This is a genomic window from Cytophaga sp., assembly GCF_051961495.1.
In the GTDB taxonomy this organism is placed as follows: Bacteria; Bacteroidota; Bacteroidia; order Cytophagales; family Cytophagaceae; genus Cytophaga.
On the sequence record NZ_JBQCDF010000045.1, the window covers coordinates 1 to 4,477 of the forward strand.

At 36.3% G+C, this 4,477-nt stretch carries 5 protein-coding genes and 1 pseudogene; 2 read left to right on the top strand and 4 right to left on the bottom strand.

The annotated features are described in order from the left end of the window. Positions 1-540: pseudogene (locus ACTHJT_RS02260) on the top strand (AMP-binding protein); the annotation flags it as partial. 45 nt (positions 541-585) lie between these two features. On the opposite strand, the gene ACTHJT_RS02265 reads toward ACTHJT_RS02260, so the two are convergent. Both ACTHJT_RS02265 and ACTHJT_RS02270 read right to left on the bottom strand, forming a co-directional pair. After that, complete coding sequence (locus ACTHJT_RS02265; protein ID WP_440236091.1) at positions 586-1,401, bottom strand: hypothetical protein; 816 nt, start codon at positions 1,399-1,401, stop codon at positions 586-588. A 163-nt stretch (positions 1,402-1,564) separates the two neighbouring features. Continuing rightward, positions 1,565-2,086 (bottom strand): hypothetical protein, encoded by a 522-nt coding sequence (locus ACTHJT_RS02270; protein ID WP_440236093.1) that lies wholly within the window; start codon positions 2,084-2,086, stop codon positions 1,565-1,567. 186 nt (positions 2,087-2,272) lie between these two features. On the opposite strand from ACTHJT_RS02270, the gene ACTHJT_RS02275 reads away from it, so the two are divergent. Further along, entirely contained in the window at positions 2,273-2,992 is a 720-nt protein-coding gene (locus ACTHJT_RS02275; RefSeq protein ID WP_440236095.1) for a hypothetical protein, read from the top strand. A 233-nt stretch (positions 2,993-3,225) separates the two neighbouring features. Here ACTHJT_RS02275 and ACTHJT_RS02280 read toward each other — a convergent pair whose 3' ends face one another. Together ACTHJT_RS02280 and ACTHJT_RS02285 are read right to left on the bottom strand one after the other, a co-directional pair. Continuing rightward, on the bottom strand, positions 3,226-4,005 hold the full coding sequence (locus tag ACTHJT_RS02280; RefSeq protein WP_440236097.1) for an XRE family transcriptional regulator: 780 nt from the start codon (positions 4,003-4,005) through the stop codon (positions 3,226-3,228). Positions 4,006-4,019: 14 nt separating this feature from the next. Beyond that, complete coding sequence (locus ACTHJT_RS02285; RefSeq protein ID WP_440236099.1) at positions 4,020-4,208, bottom strand: hypothetical protein; 189 nt, start codon at positions 4,206-4,208, stop codon at positions 4,020-4,022. Positions 4,209-4,477 lie beyond the last annotated feature (269 nt).

Here is a 4,477-nt window from a genome sequence, read left to right on the forward strand (position 1 = left end):
TGGCATTCGTATGGAATGACAGAAACTGTTTCGCACATTGCCATGAAGCAGGTTTATCCTACAGAAGAACAAACTTATACAGCTTTTGATTCTGTTGAGATCCGTGTAAATGAACAGCGATGTTTATCCATCAAAGGTGCAGTAACTAATAACAGCTGGCTGCAAACCAATGATATTGTAGAATTGATTAATGACAGGCAATTTACTTTTATCGGCAGGACTGATTTCGCCATTAATTCCGGCGGTATTAAAATACAGGTAGAACCTATAGAAAATCTTATCGAAAAAATTCTTCAACAAACGCAATTACCGGCTCCTTTCTTTATCGCGGGCATAGCAGATGAATCGCTTGGAGAAAAAATTGTATTGTTCATTGAATCTGCTTCCCTTGCCGAAACAGTAAAAACACAATTGCTGCAAACATTAAAAGAGCAGCTTCCCAGATACCACGCGCCTAAAGAGATTCGGACTGCAGTATTCATTTATACCGCTTCCGGAAAAATCAACAGAAAAGAGACCGTAAAAAAATCAGGGCTGTAATTTTTTTTACAACCCTGATTTTTATATTAACCTTCCTGATAAAAATTAATCTTTCGACAACGGAATATTAAATCCTGCAGATAAAATAAATTGTTGTGAAAAGAAATGCTGATTGGCAATCCCTTCTCCGTAGATCTTATCGTGCGTATAGTGTGCATATGCGCCTTTCATAGATGCTTCCAAAAAGAAGTAACGGTAAATATCATAACGCACGGCGCCACCTAATGTGAATACATAACCAGCCAATCTGAAAGGCCCGTCGCGCTCATTGCCCATAATCACAGACTGTGTTTTAGGAATCAGGAAACCACCGCCTGCTTTAGCGATCAGACTTAATTTATGATGCGATTTTTCTGACTTGAAAAACGTGAAGCGCTTCAATAAACTTGCCGTTAGATAATTGTTTCCGTTGGTATGTTCGTAATGCCAGAAGTTATAGTTAACAATAGTATCCTGATCGTATTGCACACCATGGATTTGTCCTGTCATGTGAGCCGTTTGTCCTTCCGTAACGATGTACTTCAAGTGATCCCAGCCAGCTTCAATGCCCCAGTCACCTTTGTTGTTGAAGAAATAACCACCGTAAAATACATATTGCGGTACGGTCAAAGGCTGACTGAAAAAGTCATTCATATCCCTTTGATCATGAGCTTTTACATTGTGAAGGGTGAAATCATAATTATCATCCCGGTCGTTTTTAAAATGTACATCGCTGCGGGTATAATAATCCTTCTGGTAGCCCCAGGTTACATAGAATGTGCCATGCATTTTTTTCTTTTTAACTGCTGCAGTTGAATCCTGAGCAAAGGCGCTTTGAATGTTCAAACAAAACACAATCAAAGCAAAACTTAAATACTTCATATTGGGGGAAAACTATAAATCTGCTAGAGGCCCCCAAAAATACATATTAGTTCATATAATAGACTTTTCCGTGCAGAAAAATTTTATTCATAGTTTTGAATACATAAAAAAACGCTTGCATTAAAATGACAAGCGTTTGATTTATAATGTTTTGTATTTGATATTATCTGTATTTTTTCAAAAATTCATCTGCAATCTTTTTCTCATCGAAAACAGGATTAATTTTAGCAATATCTACCGGACAATTACATTCAACTTTCTCAAAATCAGTAATTCTCAAAGCTACATTCGGCAATCCCTGGTCTTTGTCCTTTGAACTTACATCAATGAATTCAAAATCTAGAATATCAAGCAGATTCGCATCAACCTTTGCTTTCTTAAGCAATTCAACGACTTTATCTTTCAGAATATCTATATGGTTTAAATTCAGAGAATCTAATTTCATTTCAATCAAACGTTCTCTGAAATCATAATACTCTTCTTTAATGGCGTCAACCAATTCATTGGCAAAATCTTCATCTTCATAATCGTCTTCATCAATAAATTCGGTAGCAATCAATTCTTCACCCCAAATTTTAATTACTAAATCTGAATCTTCTACAAGGAGTTCAACCTCTTTTTCCTGAAGCTTAATACCAGCTTCCTCTTCAGCTAATTCTACTAATTTTTCAGTAAGGATATTCATTGTTATTCGATTGTACTATACTTTGAGATGTCTTCTGAAACAACAAACGAAAAGCTGGTTGTTTCGTTGGCGAATTCAAAATATAAAAATTAAAATAGTCGATTTGAAAATGTAACTTTGTTTAAATATTGTACTTTCATTAGAACGGAAACAACTATTTCCGTCCTATAAAAATAATAAGTTGCTATGAATTTTAAAAACATTACGATAGAATATCATTATTTAGAATTACCCGCGCCTTATACTTATACCAAAACTTTAAAGATCTCTTTTTCAGAGGCTGGCCTGAAAACGGATTACGCCTTAAAATATACTGACCGTGAAGATTTTAGTGAAGAAGAATTACAGGATGAAGGGTTTACCGGGAATGATGATGAATCGTGGAAAGGCAATATTGATACGAATTGGCTTCAGACTCTGGTACATTTAAAGGAACTGAAACCAGGTGAAAAAGCAACGTCTTCCAACGAATCAATTGTGCATGTTGACGGCAGATTGATTGAGACTTACGGGAACGAAAATAAATGGGATTATTTCATTCAGGAAATTACACAGGCAATTTATGAAACGGCTGAATGGGAAGGCCCGCTGAACATCCGCTATTGCCGGAAAAAATCTGAAGCAGATAAAGCCCCTATCCAACAACTGGAAATTTCATTCAGCAAACGAACAGCTACACTAAATAAAACGCATACTGTTTCCTGGGAACATGTACAGCAATTGCTCAAGTTATATTATCTGCAAGAATTTGCTGAAGGCGAACACAGCAAAAAAATACCTGTGGCTCCGGGCATCTATACAGATCCGGGGGATGGCTTCTGGTATGATACCGAAGAAGCTTCTTCAAGCCTGGACAAAATACAAAAGGAAAATCTTACAGAAGCATTCAAAGGAATTTTTGAATGATTGTGCATTTCGAGGATCAGATGAGAGAATGGCATCTGACCTCGGAAATAAGCACTTTAGTCGAGTTGAAAAAATTGGATTGGAAAAGTACGGAGTACAGAGTATAAAGTACAGAGTACAAAATTTATATATACTTAATAAGAACAGAAAAGCATTTATAGAGTACAAGAATTAAGCACGATAAGTTAAATTTTTGTCGTCTTGATACTTAGTACTAAGTACTGTGTACTTTCTTACTCGTTCGATAATTTACTTACCTGTTTCTGCAAGCCACTTACTATGGCACTTAGCTTCTCAACAGACATATCAGGCTTAGGAAAATCTGTACTGATGTAGGCTTTCGATTCCCATATTTCCAGTACATCTTCTACATTTATATCATATGGCTCATAAGCGGGATTATCAGAGATTAACCGCAGCGTTTCATTTTTCTTAATATTGTTGTGTATACGTTTGTATACTATGCCTTCCGAAACGGTTACCAATACATAGGTTTGCTGATCTTTAACCGAGTTCCAGTTATCGAGATACTGACCAATGATCAGGCTACCGCTGGGTAAAGGCAACATGGAATCACCTTTAATTTCAAAAGCCCTGTATGTACCGCTGCCACTAAAGATCGGCAAGTAGAACTTTGGCAGTTCTGCCACATATTCGGGATCCGAATAACCATTCAGATAACCGGCTGCAGCTTTTTGAGGCACCAGCTGAATATTTTCTTTATCATCCTTATCAACCGTGATTGCTAACACGCGAAGGCGTTTTCCTTCTACGTCTTTTGTCATGGCTTCTTTGCGTTTTTCAGGATCACTTAATGATTCAGAAATAAGTAAATCAACCGTTGAACCAAACAAGCGGGCAAGCAGGGTAAGCGTTTCTAATCCCGGCTCAGCACGTCCTTCCTCATATGCACCAAGTAATGAGCGCTTAATTCCTATTTTTTGAGCAAGCTGTTCCTGAGTTAAACCCAATTGCTTTCGGAAGAATTTAATATTCTCACTGATTACACCCATGGTATAAAGTTTTATTAAACTACTGTCTTTAAAGTAAACTGATGATTCAATGCATTTAATACATCACTCATCTTCATGCCTGTTGTATCCATTTCTACAGAACGTGTAAAGTTTGATTCCTGCGTCTGACAAGACAATCCTACTTTAACACTTGTTTGATTCGAATTACGAAGGCGGATCAAATATACTAGTTTCGTTGTCATATTGTTAATATTTTTAGTAAAACTAATACACATTTTCATATTTGCCAAATTTTTTAGTAAAAATTTCAATAAAGTTGATTTTTTGCTATTTAAATGAGCATGTTCATAATTTATCAACACGAAATACACCTCAATCAACCGGGGTTCTGTATATTCAAGCTAATTTCTATGAACAATGAGTAAATATATACCCCTGCTATTCTTCTGTGCTCTTCTTTATAGCTGCTCTTCAGGAACAAAAACTGAAACCATAACTAAGGATGCTACTT